This window comes from Inquilinus sp. CA228 (assembly GCF_052078665.1).
In the GTDB taxonomy this organism is placed as follows: Bacteria; Pseudomonadota; Alphaproteobacteria; order DSM-16000; family Inquilinaceae; genus Inquilinus.
Genome location: NZ_JBQJIK010000052.1, coordinates 28,922 through 42,483 on the forward strand (window position 1 = coordinate 28,922; position 13,562 = coordinate 42,483).

The following is a 13,562-nucleotide window of genomic DNA, read 5'->3' on the forward strand; positions in this document are numbered from 1 at the left end:
GGCCGTCTACCGGGGGTGCCGCAGGCGCGGGTTGAGCGCGATGGCGGCGATGTCGGCCGTCATGTTCAACAGCACATAGGCCGCGCCGAACACCATGGCGCAGGCCTGCACCATCGGCAGGTCGCGCTTGGCCACCGCGTCGACCATGAAGCGGCCGAGGCCGTTGTAGTTGAACACCGCCTCGACCAGCACCACGCCGGTGATCAGGTAGGCGACGTTGAAGGCGACGACGTTGACGACCGGCGCGGCCGCGTTGGGCAGCGCGTGGCGCAGCACCACCCGGCCGGTCTGCAGGCCCTTCAGGTAGGCGGTCTCGACATAGGCGGAATCCATCACCGCCAGCACCGCCGTCCGGGTCATGCGCATGATCTGGGCGACGGTGACCAGCAGCAGGGTCAGCATCGGCAGCGTCGTCGCGTCCAGCCGCTCGGCGAAGCCCATGCCGGGATAGACGTCGGCCAGGCTGGGGAACACCGGGTTCTGCACCGCCAGGACCAGGATCAGCACCAGGCCGAGGAAGTATTCCGGCAGCGACACGGTGCCGAGCGCCACGATGTTCACCAGCCGGTCGAACACCCCGCCGCGGCGGACGGCGGTCAGGATACCCAGCCCCACCGCCAGCGGCACGCCGATCACGGCGGCATAGGCGGCCAGGAACATGGTGTTCCAGAAGCGCGGCCACAGCAGCTCCGCCACCGGCTGCTGGTTGGCCAGGGACCGGCCGAGATCGCCCTGGACGAAGCCCCACAGCCAGTGGCCGTAGCGGAGCAGCGCCGGCACCTCGAGCCCGAGGTCCCGGCGCAAAGCGGCCAGCGATTCCGGCGTCGCCGACTGGCCGAGGATGGCCGAGGCGACGTCGCCGGGCAGCAGCTGGGTGCCGGCAAAGACCAGCACCGACACCAGCCACAGGGTGAAGATGCCGAGCGCGATCCGCTTGAGGATCAGGCCCGTCATCAGGCCGCCAGCCAGACGCGCTCCGCCAGCCGGCCGCCCATGAAGTTGAACATCGGATGCGGGGTGACGCCCTGCACCTGGGTCGACACGCCGTCGAGATAGTCGCCGAACATCGGGATCATGGCGCCGCCGTCGTTCGAGATCATCTCCTGCAGCGTCCAATAGATCTCCTTGCGCTTGGCGTCATCCAGCAGCGACCGGGCCTCCAGCAGCAGCTTGTCGAACTGCTCGCTCTTCCAATGGGTGTCGTTCCACTTGGCGTCCGAGGCATAGGCGATGGACAACATCTGGTCGGCGGTCGGGCGGCCGCCCCAATAGGCCATGCAGAACGGCGCCTGCATCCACACCTTCTCCCAATAGCCGTCCGGGGATTCGCGCTTGATCGAGACGTCGATCCCGGCCTTGGCCGCCGCCGTGCGGAAGATGGCGGCGGCGTCGACCGCGCCGCCGAAGGCGGCGTCGGAGGCCGACAGCTCGACCTTCAGGTCGCTCATCCCAGCCTGCTGCAGATAATGCTTCGCCTTGTCCGGGTCGTAGGCGCGCTGCGGCAGCTCGGAGTTGAAGAAGCGGTCGGTGCGCGGGATCGGATGGTCGTTGCCGAGCTGGCCGTAGCCGCGCAGCGCCACCTTCAGCAGCTGCTCGCGGTCGATCGCGTGCTTGATCGCGAGCCGGACATTGACGTCGGCGAACGGCGCCTTGGTGCAGTCCATCAGGAAGGTGAAGTGCTGGCCGCCGGCCGACTGCACGATCTGCAGCTTCGGGTTGCGCTTCAGCAGGTCGACCGTCTTGAAGTCGAGCCGGTTGATGGCGTGGACCTGGCCCGACATCAGCGCGTTGGTGCGGGCGGCAACGTCGTTGATGACGATGACCTCGACCGCATCGACATTGGCGCAGCCCGGCTTCCAGTAGTTCGGGTTGCGGGTGAAGCGCGAGCGCACTCCGGGCTCGTAGCTCTCATAGACGAAGGCGCCGGTGCCGACCGGCTTCGACCAGTCGGTGAAGCCCTCCGGCACCACCAGGAAGTGGTAGTCCGACAGCAGAAACGGCAGGTCGGCATTGCCGCCGGCGAGCTCGATCGCGATCTGGCTGTCGGAGAGCTTGCGGACGTCCTTGATCTGCTCGGCGATGGCGCGAGCGGCCGATGTGCTTTCGCCCCGGTGCAGGTTGATCGAGTAGATCACATCCTCGACCGTCAGCGCCTTGCCGTTGTGGAAGGTCACGCCCTGGCGCAGGGTGAACACCCATTCCGCCGCGCCGGGCTTGGCCTCCCAGCTCTCCAGCAGCTCCGGCACGGCCTGGTTGTCGCGGTCGATCTCGACCAGGCCGTTCATCAGCATGAACGCCTGGTTCAGCGGCACCCAGTCGGTCATCACCCGCGGGTCGAGATTGTCGGTGGTGCTGCCGCCGCCCATGCCCAGCTTCAGCACGCCGCCCTTGCGCGGCGTGTCCTGGGCGAAGGCGCGGCCGGCCAAACCGGCGGCGAATCCGAGGCCGGCGGCGCCCAGCAGCAGGCCGCGGCGCGTGGTTTCGAATTGCGGGAAGTCCCTGCGTGTCATGACCGATCCCTGTTGTGCGGAGAAGTGGACGGCCTTTGCGGCCTGTCCGATCACGGCGGCGCTTCTGGAGATCAGCGCTGCCTTGAGCGAACCGGACCCTAGTGGATGACGGCAATAAGTCAGACATGATTTTTGGGCATGACCTCATGAGCAAGATTCGATGCCGCTCCTCGAGGCAGCCCCTATCCAGGGCGCTTTCGTTGCCCCGAGGTCGAATCGTGAGTCTGCCGGATGTGGTCGGCTTGGTGAAGGCACAGCGGATGCGGGCGCGGCCGGCCGACGCCTAGCCCGGCGACATGGACAAGGCTGTCCGTCCCCTCTACGGTCGGCGTCGATCGGATCGATTCGATACCGGGGGGACGCATGGCGGAGATCGCTGTTTTCTCTGGCACCGCGCATCCCGCCCTGGCGGCCGAGATCTGCGCCGCGCTGGGCGTCCCGCTCCAACCCTCCCGGGTCCAGCGCTTCGCCAATGACTGCCTCGGGGTCCAGCTCCAGGCGAATTGCCGCGAACGCGACGTCTTCCTGGTCCAGACCCTGAGCCCGCCGGTGCAGGAGCATCTGGTCGAGCTGCTGCTGATGATCGACGCCGCCCGCGGCGCGTCGGCGTCGCGCATCACCGTGGTGATGCCGCATTACGCCTATGCCCGGTCGGACAAGAAGGATGCGCCGCGGATCTCGATCGGCGGGCGGCTGGTGGCCGACCTGCTGGTCGCGGCGGGCGCCGGCCGGGTGCTGACCACCACGCTGCATTCGCCGCAGGTGCACGGTTTCTTCAGCGTGCCGGTCGACCATCTGCATGCGCTGCGCGAGCTGGCCGGCCATTTCCGCCGCTACGACATGGCCAACACCGTCGTGGTCTCGCCGGACCTCGGCTATGCCAAGGAAGCGACCGCCTTCGCGCGGCTGCTGGGGGCGGGCGTGGCCATGGGCGCCAAGCAGCGCTATGAGAACGACCGGGTCGAGATCAGCGCCATCATCGGCGAGGTGCGCGGCAAGGACGTCATCGTCATCGACGACGAGATCGCCAAGGGCAGCACGATCCTGGAGCTTTTGGGCCATCTGCGCCGCCAGGGCGCCCGATCGATCCGCGTGGCCTGCACGCACGGCCTGTTCTCCGGCGGCGCGCTGGACCGGCTGGGCGGCCAGGACGACATCCTGGAGATCGTCTGCACCAACACCGTGCCGGTGAACGGCGCCGCGCACCATCCCAAGCTGACCGTGCTGTCGATCGCGCCGGCGATGGCGGAGGCGATGCGCAGGATCCATGCCGGTGAATCGGTCAGCGAACTGTTCCACGCCTAGCGTCTAGCCGGCGTTGCTGGCGACCAGCCAGTCCATCGCCTGGCGCACCACCCGGCGGACATGCCGGTCCAGCGGCCGCATCAGGTAGAACGACCCCTCCGAGCGCAGGTGGAAGCCATGCGCCGGCACCAGCGCGCCCGACGTCAGTTGGTCGCGCAGCAGCCAGGTCCAGCCCAGCGTGGTCCCCAACCCCTGCGATGCCGCCTGCACCGCCAGGGCGTAGGAGCCGAGCCGCCAGATCCGTGCCCTTGCCGGCATAGCCATGGCCGCGGCACCGAACCAGTGCGGCCAGCCCATCCATTCGCGCAGCGAATCCTCGATCGCCAGCAGGGTCGGCGCCGGGTCGTCCTGCAGCGCCGGCCGGCCCGGCGCCGCGACCGGCACGATCTCCTCGGTGCCCAGCACATGCAGCGCCACGCCGGACGGCCGCTCGCGCCGGTAGAAGATGGCGAGGTCGAACTCGTCGAGCCGCAGATGCTGGACGTCGTCGGTCACCCGCAGCCGCAGTTCGATCCCCGGCAGGGCGGCGTCGAGCGCCTGCAGCCGCGGCATCAGCCAGAGATCGGCGATGCCGTGCGAGCAGGCCAGCGTCACCTGGCGCGGCCCGGCCGAGCCGCGCACGCCATGCGTCACCGCCACCAGGTCGCCGAGGATGCGGCGGACCTCGGCGACATAGCTCTCGCCCAGCGGGGTCAGGCTGACGCCGGACGGAGCGCGCTGGAACAGCTTGCCGCCGATGAAGGCCTCGAGCTTCAGGATCTGGCGGCTGACCGCGCTCTGGGTCAGGCCGAGCTCGGCGCCGGCGCGGGAGAAATTGGCCAGCCGGGCCGCGGCCTCGAACACGACCAGGGCGTTGAGCGGCGGCAGGCCGAGATGGGAGGACGCGGGCATTCCTGCACTCAAGGGGAAGACCGCCCACGGCACAAGCCGGGGGTGTCGGGATTGTCACTCGGACGGCAGCAGAATCGTCATCGAACTTGTCTAGACCTCTATACGACACCCGTCCGGAGAGCCTGATGAGCAGCAAGACCCTGGGGCCTGAGCCCTTGATCAACCCGACCGCCCGAGTCTCCGGCAGCCGCCTCGGGATCTACACCGAAATCGGCGCCCATGCCGTGCTGAACGAGGTCACGCTCGACGACTACAGCTATCTGATGGACGGGTCGATGGCCTGGTGCGTCGAGATCGGCAAGTTCTGCTCGATCGCCGCCTACACCCGGCTCAACGCCCCGAACCACCCGACCTGGCGGGCGACGCAGCACCACTTCACCTACCGCTCCTCCGCCTACGGCCTGGCCGACACCGACGACACCGACTTCTTCGCCTGGCGCCGCGACCACCGGGTGACGATCGGCCATGACGTCTGGATCGGCCATGGCGCCATCGTGCTGCCCGGGGTCACGGTCGGCACCGGCGCGGTGATCGGCGCCGGCGCCGTGGTCACCCGCGACGTCGCCCCCTACACCATCGTCGCCGGCAGCCCGGCCCGGCCGATCCGCCGCCGGGTGACCGAGGCGGTGGAGGCGCGGCTGCTGGCGCTGGCCTGGTGGGACTGGCCGCATGACCGGCTGCGCGCGGCGCTGCAGGATTTCCGGACGCTCGACGCCGAAGGGTTCTGCGCCAAGCACGACGGCTGACGGAACCGACTGCCTCGACATCCGGTTGTTGCTACGCCTGCTGCCGCAACCGGGAGGACCGGCCGATTCCGTCGATCATCGCCGCCGCCGCGCCGACGCTGCACGACCCGCAGGCCGAGGCGTTCTATGCCGACGCCTTGCGCGAACTGGCGGCGACCGGCCTGCCCTTCCTGCTGGCCGGGACCTACGCCGTCAGTGCCTATACCGGCATCTCGCGGCCGACCAAGGACCTCGACATCTTCTGCAAGGCCGGCGACAGCCCGCGCATCCTCGGGGTGTTCCACGACCTCGGCTATTCGATCGAGATCGAGGACGAGCGCTGGCTCGGCAAGGTGCACAAGGGCCGGCACTTCTTCGACGTGATCTACGCCTCGTCGAACGGCACCATGCCGGTGAACGACCAGTGGTTCGAGCACGCCCGCGAGATCGAGGTGTTCGGCAGCCAGGTCCAGATCGTCGCCCCGACCGAGCTGGTCTGGTCCAAGGCCTTCATCCAGATGCGCCACCGCTATGACGGCGCCGATGTCATCCATGTCATCCTGAAGCAGCACGACCAGATCGATTGGCAGCGGCTGCTCGGCTACATGGAGCTGCATTGGGAGATGCTGCTGGTCCATCTGCTCAACTTCCGCTGGGCCTATCCGACCGAGCGCAACCGGGTGCCGCGCTGGCTGATGGACGAGCTGATGGACCGGCTGCGCCACCAGCTCGACCTGCCGCCGCCGCAGATGAAGGTCTGCCGCGGCCGGATGCTGTCGCGGATCGACTACGCCACGGCGGTCGAGGAATGGGGTTTCGCCGATGTCGGCGGCGAGGGCGACTGGCGTGACGCATGACACGAGACAGAGAACGGGACCGACCCATGGCGGAGAACGGCAAATTCACCGTCGCCGCGATCGGCGACATCCATGTCAAGGAGCAGTCCGATCCCCTGCGCGAGATGTTCGGCGAGATCGCCCAGGCGGCCGACGCGCTGGTGCTGTGCGGCGACCTGACCGACACCGGCACGATCCGGCAGGCGGAGCGGCTGGCGGAGGACCTGCGCGCCTGCCCGATTCCGGTGATCGGCGTGCTGGGCAACCACGACTATGAAGGCGGCGAGGTCGACGAGGTCCGGTCGGTCCTGACTCAGGCCGGGCTGCACCTGCTGGATGGCAGCGCGGTCGAGCTGGACGGAGTCGGCTTCGTCGGGGTCAAAGGCTTCGCCGGCGGATTCGGCCGCCGGATGCTGGGCTCCTTCGGCGAGCCGGAGACCAAGGAGTTCGTCGCCGTGGCCGTCTCCGAGGCGATGCGGCTGGAGAACGCGATGCGGACGGTGAAGACGCAGCGGGCGATGGTGGTGCTGCACTACGCCCCGATCGCCGAGACGATCGAGGGCGAACCGCTGGAGATCTATCCCTTCCTCGGCTCCTCGCGCCTGGCCGAGACGATCGACCGCTTCACCGTCAGCGCGGTGGTGCATGGCCACGCCCATCGCGGCGTGTATCAGGGCCACACCCCCGCCGGGGCGCCGGTCTACAACGTCGCCTGGGCGATCGAGAAGCCGAGCGGCCGGCCTTACGCGCTGATCGAGCTGTGAGCGGGTCCCAACGGAAAGGGCCGCCCTGCGGCGGCCCCTGCCCGTCGATTACTGCGGCGTCACCAGGTGCGGAGGTCGCCGGTGTCGACGTGGACGAAGTTCGAGCGCGGATAGTAGCCGACACCGCCGGCCTGCAACCCGACCGCGTTCCGGCGCAGGCTGGACAGGCTCATATTCGGCATGAAGATGTCCGCCGCCTGGCCCTGGATGTGCAGGGAGTTGCGCGCGACGCCGCGGCTGCGGCGGGCCAGCATGGCGTTGGTGGCGCGGGAGCGGTAGCCGCAGACGACATGGATCGGCTCGTCCGACCCGCCCTTGCGCTGCAGCGAATTGAGAATGTCGAGCAGTTTCGGGTCCATCACCCGGACCTCGTCCGATCGCCAGTCGCGCAGGAAGTAGTTGAACTTGGCCAGGACGTCCGGATTGTACCAGCCGTCGACGAAGTACTCTTCCTTGATTTCAACCAGATTGTGGGCGTCGTAGAGATGGAGTGTTCGTCGATTGGTGGCGGCCAGGGCTGAGAGTGGTGCGATTGGCGCGACGGCGACGGCTGCGACAGCCCCGGCCGACATCCTCAGGAATTGCCGTCTCTGCATCGTTCCCGCTGCTCCTAACCTTCACTAACCGCGCATCCGGCATTTCTGACGCTTTACACGCCTATACTGGGCGCCGGGCGTTCGATGGCGTCCTTTGTGAGGCAGGGCGAAGCGGGAATCAACAGTTTCTTCTCAGATTTACAAAGAAACTCTGTGACATAACGGCAACATTGTGGTAGATCTGTCGCACTTTTAGTGAAAGGCAAAGTAAAACTGCCGAAAAACATAATACAGATTTTACACCCATTCGAAATCATCAAGGACAAATAAAAAAGGGCGACCGAAATTCGGCCGCCCTTTGGAGCAACGCTTGAATCGTACGAGGATTTCAGCGTGAAGATGCGAGCTGTTCGCGCCGGGTTTCACGGGCCTGGAGCGCTGCGATGACCTTGGCGTCGATGCCGTAGATGTCGTCGCGGAACGCCACCTCGCCGCTCTGATCGATCCATGCGGTCTGGTAGACGAGGTAGAGCGGCATCGGAGCCGGCAGGTTGATCCGAGTCGTCGGGGTCCAGCTGCCCATCACCCGCTCCCGCCGTGCCGGCGACCAGTCGGGCGATCCGTCGAGCAGATAGTCGGCCAGCCAGATCGGGTCCTGCAGCCGCACGCAGCCATGCGACAGGGCGCGGTCGGCGCGCTGGAAGAGGCTCTTCGACGGCGTGTCGTGGAGGTAGACGCTCCAGTTGTTCGCCATCATGAACTTGACCTTGCCGAGGGCGTTGCCCGGCCCCGGATCCTGCCGGATGCGCAGCGACCGCATGGTGCCGGACCCGATGCCGTACCAGTCGACATAGTCGGCGCTCATCTCGCGCGAGCCGCCGCCCCAGCCGGAGAACAGCCGGTAGTTGCGGCTGGCGAGGTAGCCCGGGTTGTTGCGCAGCCTCGGCAGATACTCCTTGGCGGCGATCGAGGGCGGTATGGTCCAGGTCGGGTTGAACTCGAGATAGGTCAGGGCGCTGTTGAACAGCGGCGTCTGGTTCTTGGACTGGCCGACGACGACGTCCATGCTGCGCACCAGCTGGCCGTCGGCGACGACGTCCATGGTGAAGGCGGCGATGTTGACCATCAGGTAGTCGGGGCCGAGATCGTCCGGCAGCCAGCGCAGCCGCTCCATGCTGGCGACGATCTGGTTCATCCGATCCGGCCCCTGCCGGTTCAGCATGGCCAGGGTGCCGCGGCCGAGGATGCCGTCCGGCTTCAGCCCGTGCTTGGTCTGGAACTGCTCGACCGCGGCCACCAGCTGCGGGTCGAAGAGCCGGCCCTGGTCGGCCGGATCGCCGACGAGCTCGCCGGTGGCGGCGAGGCGGGCGCGGAGCACCGGCACCCGGTCGCTCTCCTGCCCCGGCCGCAGGCTCTCGCCGGCCGGGATGGTCGGCCAGCCGGCCTCGGCCAGCGTCTCGAAGCCGCTGAGCGCGCCCTTCAACTGCTGATACAGCGCGTGCTTCGGCGCCAGATCGGCCAGGAACCTGTCCGGATCGGGCAGCATCGACGCGGCGGTGGCCAGGGCCGCCCGGTCGACCGGCTTCGGCGTGATGTCGAAGGTCTTGTCGATCTCGCGCGGCACTAGCCGGCCGGCATGGACGTCGACGCCGTAGCGCATCACCGCGGCGCTGAGCAGGATCTCGGTCGCGACGACGTCGTCGGCATCGGCGGAGCGGACCAGCTCCCGCAGCGAGTCGACATGGTAGTCGGACGGGACCAGCCCCTCCTCCCGCGCCTTGGCCAGGCGCGCCACGATCGGCCCGACGCGCGGGTCGAGCCGCCCGTCCATGTCGATCCACAGCGGGAACCAGCCGCGGCCGGCATAGAGGCCGCGCAGTTCGCGCGCCTTCAGCACCACGCCGCCGATGGTGATCGTGTCGCCGTCGCCGTCGCCGATCGCCGCCTCGATGGCGGCGCGCGGGTCGGAGAGGGAGGATGCGTCCAGCGACGCGGCCGCCGGCGTCAGCCCGGCCTGTGCCGCGGCCGGCAGGGCAGCCGCGCCGAGCAGCAGGGACAGGATCGGGACAACGAGACGTCGCATCGGGACTCTCCAGCAATCTTCAGATACGTAGCGCGGCACGGGGTGTAGAGGAGTCCTTTTGCCGTGATGCGATCGTGAAAGTCACACAGCGTTGCCGCATAGCAACATAATCATTCAATTTTATCAATATGCACCTAAAGGCTAGCGGTGGCTTTGCCCTTCCCGCCCGCCGGCCGCCCGCTTAGGGTACGCACCATGAACGCCGCCACGCCCCCTTCCGTCATCGACGCCGCCAAGGGTCGACACCCCTTGCGCTCGCTCGCCCCCTATCTCTGGCCGGCCGGCCAGTTGGAGATGCGGGCCCGGGTGGTGCTGGCGGTGCTGCTGCTGGTCGCGGCCAAGGTCGCCAGCGTCTACACCCCGATCTTCTACAAGGACGCGATCGACGCCCTGTCGGTGAAGGGCGGGCTGCCGCTGATCCTGCCGGTCGGTGTCATTTTGGCCTATGGCGCGGCCCGGGTGCTGAGCCTGGCCTTCGGCGAGCTGCGCGACGCGATCTTCGCCAAGGTGGCGCAGCGCGCCATCCGCCGCACCGGCCTCGCCACCTTCCAGCACCTGCACGCCCTGTCGCTGCGCTTCCATCTCGACCGCCAGACCGGCGGCCTGTCGCGGGCGATCGAGCGCGGCAATGCGGCGATCGACACGCTGCTGCGCTTCATGCTGTTCAACATCCTGCCGACGCTGGTCGAGATCCTGTTCGTCGTCGCCGTACTGTGGTGGATCCTCGACCTGTGGTTCGCCCTGGTGACGCTGGCCACCGTGGTCCTCTACATCGCCTTCACCCTGTGGGTGACGGAATGGCGGACCAAGTACCGCCGGCAGATGAACGAGACCGACCAGGAGGCCAACACCAAGGCGATCGACAGCCTGCTGAACTTCGAGACGGTCAAGTATTTCGGCAACGAGGACCATGAGGCGCGGCGCTACGAGGCGTCGCTGATCCGCTACGAGCGCGCGGCGGTGCGCAGCCAGGTGTCGCTGTCGCTGCTGAATATCGGGCAGGCCGCGATCATTGCCATCGGCCTGACCGCGGTGATGTGGATGGCGGCCCAGGGCATCGTCGAGGGCCGGCTGACCCTCGGCGACTTCGTGCTGGCCAACACCTATCTGATCCAGCTGTACCTGCCGCTGAACTTCTTCGGCTTCGTCTATCGCGAGGTGAAGCAGGCGCTGGTCGACATCGAGAAGATGTTCTCGCTGCTCGGCGTGCCTCAGGAGGTGACGGATGCGCCGGGCGCCCAGCCGCTGCAGGTGCAGGGCGGCACGGTCGGCTTCACCGATGTCGAGTTCGGCTACGACTTTCGTCGGGCGATCCTGAAGGGCGTCACCTTCACCGTGCCGGCCGGCCACACCGTCGCCATCGTCGGCCCGACCGGCGCCGGCAAGTCGACCATCAGCCGCCTGCTGTTCCGCTTCTACGACGTCACCGCCGGGTCGGTGCGGATCGACGGGCAGGACATCCGCGAGATCACCCAGTCCAGCCTGCGCGCCGCCATCGGCATCGTCCCGCAGGACACGGTGCTGTTCAACGACACCATCCGCTACAACATCGCCTATGGCCGGCCGGGCGCGAGCGACGAGGAGGTGGTGGCGGCCGCCCAGATGGCGCGCATCCACGACTTCGTGCTGCGCCTGCCGGACGGCTACGAGACCAAGGTCGGCGAGCGCGGCCTGAAGCTGTCGGGCGGCGAGAAGCAGCGCGTGGCGATCGCCCGCACCATCCTGAAGGACCCGGCGATCCTGCTGTTCGACGAGGCGACCTCGGCGCTCGACACCAACACCGAGCGCGAGATCCAGGCCAATCTGCGCGAGGTCAGCCGCGGCAAGACCACGCTGGTGATCGCGCACCGACTGTCGACCGTGATCGACGCCGACGAGATCATCGTGCTGGCCGACGGCCGCATCGCCGAGCGCGGCAGCCACGCCCAGCTGCTGGCCGAGGACGGCCGCTACGCCGAGATGTGGCGCCGGCAGCAGGAGGCGGCGGAGCGCGGCGAACTGGTGGTCCCGGACCGGCCGAACCGCGACCCGGAGATGGTCGCGGCGTCGTGACGGCGTCGGCGAGCCTCAGCTCTCCTGCTTCGCCTTGGCCAGGCGCGCGCTCTCCCGCTTCAGCGGGCGGCTGACCGGGCAGACCTCCTGGACGAAGCCGTTCAGCGTGTTGGCAAGGTTGTCCTGCAGCAGCCGGTAATAGACGTACTGGCCGCGCTTCTCCCCGGCGATCAGCCCCGCCGCCTCGAGCACGCTGAGATGCTGCGAGATCGACGGCTTCGACATCTCGAACCGGGCCGCGATCTCGCCCGCGTTCAGCTCGGCATGGGCGAGATAGGCCAGGATCTTGCGGCGGGGGGCCGAGGACAGGGCTTCGAAGACGCGCTGCATGAGTCATCCTGCTGCCAAACGGGCGCCACTATTTAGGTAGTTAACTAATCATTGACAGGTTCGTCGCCACATAGTTAGGTAAGTACCTAAATACCGAACTCCAGCGCATGGCGCAACCCTGCAGGAGGATCCGATGGCTTGCGTCTCCACCGCCCGGATGATCGCCGGGGCCGATACCAGCGCCGTGCAGGGCCGGGTGGAATGGGCGCCGGCGCGGTCGCTGTGGACCGGCGGCATGACCGTCGCGGCGCTCGGCCTCGCCCCCTTCGCCACCAGTTGGAGCGCCGTGGCGCTGTTCGTCGCCACCACCGCCGTCACCATCTGCGCCGGCCATTCCGTCGGCATGCACCGGCTGCTGATCCATCGCAGCTTCTCGGCGCCGCTGTGGCTCGAACATCTGCTGGTCTATCTCGGCACGCTGGTCGGCATGGCCGGGCCGATCGGGATGATGCGGCTGCACGACACCCGCGACTGGGCGCAGCGCCAGGCGGACTGCCACGACCTGCACGCCCACCGGGCCGGGATGCTGCGCGACGCCTGGTGGCAGATGCATTGCCGGCTGGTGCTCGACCGCCCGCCCCGCTTCGCGCCGGAGACTCGGGTGCTGCGGGACCGCTTCTACCGGGTCCTGGAGCGCAGCTGGATGCTGCAGCAGTTGCCCTGGGCCGTGCTGTTCTGGAGCCTCGGCGGCCTGCCCTGGCTGGTCTGGGGCGTGCCGATGCGGGTGGCGGTGTCGCTGACCGGGCATTGGCTGGTCGGCCATTTCGCCCATCGGCGCGGCGACCAGGGCTGGCGGGTCGAGGGCGTGGCGGTGCAGGGCTTCAACATCCGCTACTGCAGCCTGGTCACCTTCGGCGAGTCCTGGCACGGCAACCACCATGCCTTCCCGGACTCGGCCCGGCTGGGCGTCGAGCCGGGCCAGGCTGATCCGGGCTGGTGGCTGCTGCGCGGGCTGGAGCGGCTCGGCCTGGTCCGCGACCTGAAGCAGCCCGCCGACCTGCCGCCGCGGCCAGGGCTGCTACGGGTGCAACCGCAGCCGGCGATCGTCTGACCTCAAGAACAGGAGGACGCCATGCAGTTTGCTTGGGTCGGGGCCATCCTTCTCGGCGCGCTGGTGCCCGCCGCCCTCATCTCAATGACATTGGGAGGCCCAGGACACTTGGCGCTGTCGCTCTTCGCCTTTGTCGTTACGCTCGGCCATGCGCTCATCCTCGGCCTGCCGATCGCACTTCTCTACCGTGCGAAGCGCTGGCACCGCCCCGACCTTTCCATCGCGACGGGGTTCCTGATCGGGGCGATCCCGATGGGTGTCCTCATCTGGCCGCTTAAGCACTCGCCGGGATCTTCGACCCGGGTCAACGGCGTCCTCGTCAGCGTCGACGGTATCCCCACGCTGGCCGGCTGGCTGGAATTCCTCCGCATCCTGGGCATATTCGGAGCTCTCGGTGCCGCCGGGGCGTTGGCTTTCTGGCTGATGCTGCGCTGGGCCGGCGCTCTGGATAGTCCGTCCTCCGAATAGGCACGCCCGGC

General features: G+C 68.0%; 13 protein-coding genes. 7 read left to right on the plus strand and 6 right to left on the minus strand.

Annotation, left to right across the window (positions count from 1 at the left end; all coding sequences use genetic code 11):
• Positions 1-6: 6 nt before the first annotated feature.
• Together ACTOWL_RS24220 and ACTOWL_RS24225 are read right to left on the minus strand one after the other, a co-directional pair.
• The gene (locus ACTOWL_RS24220; RefSeq protein WP_441323848.1) at positions 7-954 is read right to left on the minus strand and encodes an ABC transporter permease; all 948 of its coding nucleotides are present in this window, start codon (positions 952-954) and stop codon (positions 7-9) included.
• Positions 954-2,510 (minus strand): ABC transporter substrate-binding protein, encoded by a 1,557-nt coding sequence (locus ACTOWL_RS24225; RefSeq protein WP_441323849.1) that lies wholly within the window; start codon positions 2,508-2,510, stop codon positions 954-956. Before ACTOWL_RS24225 ends, ACTOWL_RS24220 begins: the two co-directional genes overlap by 1 nt.
• A 363-nt stretch (positions 2,511-2,873) precedes the next feature.
• Here ACTOWL_RS24225 and ACTOWL_RS24230 point away from each other — a divergent pair, with 363 nt between their 5' ends.
• Positions 2,874-3,815 (plus strand): ribose-phosphate diphosphokinase, encoded by a 942-nt coding sequence (locus tag ACTOWL_RS24230; protein WP_441323850.1) that lies wholly within the window; start codon positions 2,874-2,876, stop codon positions 3,813-3,815.
• A 3-nt stretch (positions 3,816-3,818) separates the two neighbouring features.
• Here ACTOWL_RS24230 and ACTOWL_RS24235 read toward each other — a convergent pair whose 3' ends face one another.
• Entirely contained in the window at positions 3,819-4,706 is an 888-nt protein-coding gene (locus ACTOWL_RS24235) for a LysR family transcriptional regulator (protein ID WP_441323851.1), read from the minus strand.
• A 125-nt stretch (positions 4,707-4,831) separates the two neighbouring features.
• Here ACTOWL_RS24235 and ACTOWL_RS24240 point away from each other — a divergent pair, with 125 nt between their 5' ends.
• The 3 genes from ACTOWL_RS24240 (at position 4,832) to ACTOWL_RS24250 (ending at position 7,031) form a co-directional block, all read left to right on the plus strand.
• Positions 4,832-5,452 carry a DapH/DapD/GlmU-related protein gene (locus ACTOWL_RS24240; RefSeq protein ID WP_441323852.1) on the plus strand — a complete coding sequence of 207 codons (621 nt, stop codon included), beginning with the start codon at positions 4,832-4,834 and terminating at the stop codon, positions 5,450-5,452.
• A gap of 137 nt (positions 5,453-5,589) precedes the next feature.
• Positions 5,590-6,288 carry a nucleotidyltransferase family protein gene (locus tag ACTOWL_RS24245; RefSeq protein ID WP_441323853.1) on the plus strand — a complete coding sequence of 233 codons (699 nt, stop codon included), beginning with the start codon at positions 5,590-5,592 and terminating at the stop codon, positions 6,286-6,288.
• Positions 6,289-6,314: 26 nt separating this feature from the next.
• Complete coding sequence (locus tag ACTOWL_RS24250) at positions 6,315-7,031, plus strand: metallophosphoesterase family protein (RefSeq protein ID WP_441323854.1); 717 nt, start codon at positions 6,315-6,317, stop codon at positions 7,029-7,031.
• A gap of 59 nt (positions 7,032-7,090) precedes the next feature.
• Here the strand turns inward: ACTOWL_RS24250 and ACTOWL_RS24255 are convergent, their stop codons facing one another.
• Positions 7,091-7,627, minus strand: coding sequence for a DUF882 domain-containing protein (locus ACTOWL_RS24255; protein WP_441323855.1), 537 nt, complete (start codon positions 7,625-7,627; stop codon positions 7,091-7,093).
• 328 nt (positions 7,628-7,955) lie between these two features.
• Entirely contained in the window at positions 7,956-9,650 is a 1,695-nt protein-coding gene (locus tag ACTOWL_RS24260; protein ID WP_441323856.1) for a L,D-transpeptidase family protein, read from the minus strand.
• A 195-nt stretch (positions 9,651-9,845) separates the two neighbouring features.
• Between ACTOWL_RS24260 and ACTOWL_RS24265 the strand changes: the two genes are divergently transcribed.
• Positions 9,846-11,702 carry an ABCB family ABC transporter ATP-binding protein/permease gene (locus ACTOWL_RS24265; RefSeq protein ID WP_441323857.1) on the plus strand — a complete coding sequence of 619 codons (1,857 nt, stop codon included), beginning with the start codon at positions 9,846-9,848 and terminating at the stop codon, positions 11,700-11,702.
• A gap of 15 nt (positions 11,703-11,717) precedes the next feature.
• Here the strand turns inward: ACTOWL_RS24265 and ACTOWL_RS24270 are convergent, their stop codons facing one another.
• Positions 11,718-12,032 (minus strand): metalloregulator ArsR/SmtB family transcription factor, encoded by a 315-nt coding sequence (locus ACTOWL_RS24270; RefSeq protein WP_441323858.1) that lies wholly within the window; start codon positions 12,030-12,032, stop codon positions 11,718-11,720.
• Positions 12,033-12,165: 133 nt separating this feature from the next.
• On the opposite strand from ACTOWL_RS24270, the gene ACTOWL_RS24275 reads away from it, so the two are divergent.
• Both ACTOWL_RS24275 and ACTOWL_RS24280 read left to right on the plus strand, forming a co-directional pair.
• Entirely contained in the window at positions 12,166-13,083 is a 918-nt protein-coding gene (locus tag ACTOWL_RS24275) for an acyl-CoA desaturase (protein ID WP_441323859.1), read from the plus strand.
• Between the two features lie 21 nt (positions 13,084-13,104).
• A complete protein-coding gene (locus tag ACTOWL_RS24280; protein ID WP_441323860.1) occupies positions 13,105-13,551 on the plus strand; it encodes a hypothetical protein in 447 nt (148 codons plus the stop codon).
• The last annotated feature ends 11 nt before the right edge of the window (positions 13,552-13,562 follow it).

Coding starts and splice junctions, on each gene's coding strand:
- ACTOWL_RS24220 (WP_441323848.1), bottom strand. CDS start 954: ATGACGGGCCTGATCCTCAAGCGGATCGCGCTCGGCATCTTCACCCTG.
- ACTOWL_RS24225 (WP_441323849.1), bottom strand. CDS start 2,510: ATGACACGCAGGGACTTCCCGCAATTCGAAACCACGCGCCGCGGCCTG.
- ACTOWL_RS24230 (WP_441323850.1), top strand. CDS start 2,874: ATGGCGGAGATCGCTGTTTTCTCTGGCACCGCGCATCCCGCCCTGGCG.
- ACTOWL_RS24235 (WP_441323851.1), bottom strand. CDS start 4,706: ATGCCCGCGTCCTCCCATCTCGGCCTGCCGCCGCTCAACGCCCTGGTC.
- ACTOWL_RS24240 (WP_441323852.1), top strand. CDS start 4,832: ATGAGCAGCAAGACCCTGGGGCCTGAGCCCTTGATCAACCCGACCGCC.
- ACTOWL_RS24250 (WP_441323854.1), top strand. CDS start 6,315: ATGGCGGAGAACGGCAAATTCACCGTCGCCGCGATCGGCGACATCCAT.
- ACTOWL_RS24255 (WP_441323855.1), bottom strand. CDS start 7,627: ATGCAGAGACGGCAATTCCTGAGGATGTCGGCCGGGGCTGTCGCAGCC.
- ACTOWL_RS24260 (WP_441323856.1), bottom strand. CDS start 9,650: ATGCGACGTCTCGTTGTCCCGATCCTGTCCCTGCTGCTCGGCGCGGCT.
- ACTOWL_RS24265 (WP_441323857.1), top strand. CDS start 9,846: ATGAACGCCGCCACGCCCCCTTCCGTCATCGACGCCGCCAAGGGTCGA.
- ACTOWL_RS24270 (WP_441323858.1), bottom strand. CDS start 12,032: ATGCAGCGCGTCTTCGAAGCCCTGTCCTCGGCCCCCCGCCGCAAGATC.
- ACTOWL_RS24275 (WP_441323859.1), top strand. CDS start 12,166: ATGGCTTGCGTCTCCACCGCCCGGATGATCGCCGGGGCCGATACCAGC.
- ACTOWL_RS24280 (WP_441323860.1), top strand. CDS start 13,105: ATGCAGTTTGCTTGGGTCGGGGCCATCCTTCTCGGCGCGCTGGTGCCC.